General features: G+C 46.1%; 1 protein-coding gene. It reads right to left on the bottom strand.

Translation table 11 applies throughout. The annotated features are described in order from the left end of the window. Positions 1-1,925, bottom strand: a 1,925-nt coding sequence (locus L2735_RS19835; protein WP_248986309.1) for a VCBS domain-containing protein, incomplete at both ends; no start/stop codon positions are given.

The raw sequence follows: 1,925 nt of genomic DNA, 5'->3' as shown, positions 1-1,925 counted from the left end.
CGGTATAAACCCAATGACCGAGATTGTTGATACTAAGAGTACCAAACTGACCTTGAATCGACTCTGCTTGAAACTGGTTCTGGCCGTTATCTGCATCGGTAACGGTGAGTGTGCCATCAACTCGAAGCTCTTGTGACGAGATGCCTGAATGAAGGTCTTTATCTTCAGTCAGGCTGGCGGTTGAAGTGTCAGTAATCACCGCTTTATCGTCATTACCGTTAATGGTGACAGTGACTTTTTGCGACGTGCCATCAGCAGAGTGAACCAATACGGTGTCAGTTACCGAATCACCGGTCTTTAGCCCTTGAATACTGTTCTGAGAATTATCAGCTGTATAAACCCAATGGCCTAAGTTATTAATCGATAGGATACCAAACTGGCCTTGAATGGTTTCAGCTTGGAATTGGTTTTGACCGTTATCCACATCGGTGACGGTGAGGGCACCATCGACTCGAAGCTGTCCTGCATGAACATCTTTATCTTCAGTCAGGCTGGCAGTTGAAGTGCCAGCTATCACCGCTTTATCGTCAGTACCGTTAATGGTGACAGTCACTTTTTGCGAGGTGCCATCAACCGAGTGAACAATAACGGTATCGGTAACCGAATCACCGGTTTTCAGCCCTTGAATAGCAGTTTGCGAGTTATCAGCGGTGTAAACCCAATGACCGAGGTTATTAATCGATAGGGTACCAAACTGACCTTGAATCGACTCTGCTTGAAACTGGTTCTGGCCGTTATCTGCATCGGTAACGGTGAGTGCGCCATCAACTCGAAGCTCTTGTGACGAGATGCCTGAATGAAGGTCTTTATCTTCGGTCAGACTAGCAGTTGAAGTGCCCGCAATGACCGCTTTGTCGTCAGTACCGTTGATGGTCACAGTCACTTTTTGTGTCGTACCATCGACTGAGTGAACTAAAACAGTATCGGTTACCGAATCGCCAGTTTTTAGCCCTTGAATACTAGCTTGTGAGTTATCCGCGGTATAAACCCAATGGCCGAGGTTATTAATCGATAGGGTACCAAACTGGCCTTGAATGGTTTCAGCTTGGAATTGGTTTTGACCGTTATCCACATCGGTGACGGTGAGGGCACCATCGACTCGAAGCTGTCCTGCATGAACGTCTTTATCTTCAGTCAGGCTGGCAGTTGAAGTGCCCTCTATTACCGCTTTATCGTCAGTGCCGTTAATGGTGACAGTGATTTTTTGTTCAGTGCCATCGACTGAATGAACCAATAAAGTATCGGTAACCGAGTCACCGGTTTTCAAGCCTTGAATACCGGTATGAGAATTATCAGCGGTGTAAACCCAATGACCTAAGTTATTAATCGATAGGGTACCAAAGTGGCCTTGAATCGACTCAGCTTGGAATTGGTTTTGACCGTTATCGGCATCGGTGACGGTGAGTGCACCATCAATACTAAGTTGTCCAAAATGAAGGTCTTTGTCTTCTGTTACTGAAGCCGTTGAAGTTCCAGCAATCACTGCCTTGTCGTCAGTACCGTTAATGGTGACAGTGACTTTTTGAGAGGTGCCATCGACTGAATGAACCAATACGGTGTCGGTTACCGAATCACCGGTTTTTAACCCTTGAATGCTTGATTGCGAGTTATCAGCGGTATAAAACCAATGACCGAGATTGTTGATACTAAGAGTACCAAACTGGCCTTGAATTGATTCTGCTTGGAATTGGTTTTGGCCGTTATCCACATCAGTCACAGTGAGTGCACCATCAACACGAAGCTCTTGTGACGAGATGCCTGAATGAACGTCTTTGTCTTCAGTGAGTGTGGCCGTTGAAGTGCCAGCAATAACTGCTTTGTCGTCAGTGCCGTTAATGGTCACAGTCACTTTTTGCGAGTTGCCATCGACGGAGTGAATCAATACCGTATCAGTGACTGAGTCACCGGTTTTTAAGCCTTGAATG

This window comes from Shewanella olleyana (genome assembly GCF_023283825.1).
In the GTDB taxonomy this organism is placed as follows: Bacteria; Pseudomonadota; Gammaproteobacteria; order Enterobacterales; family Shewanellaceae; genus Shewanella; species Shewanella olleyana.
Note: the sequence above shows the minus strand (reverse complement) of the source record. Positions and strands in the feature narration are given on the sequence as shown.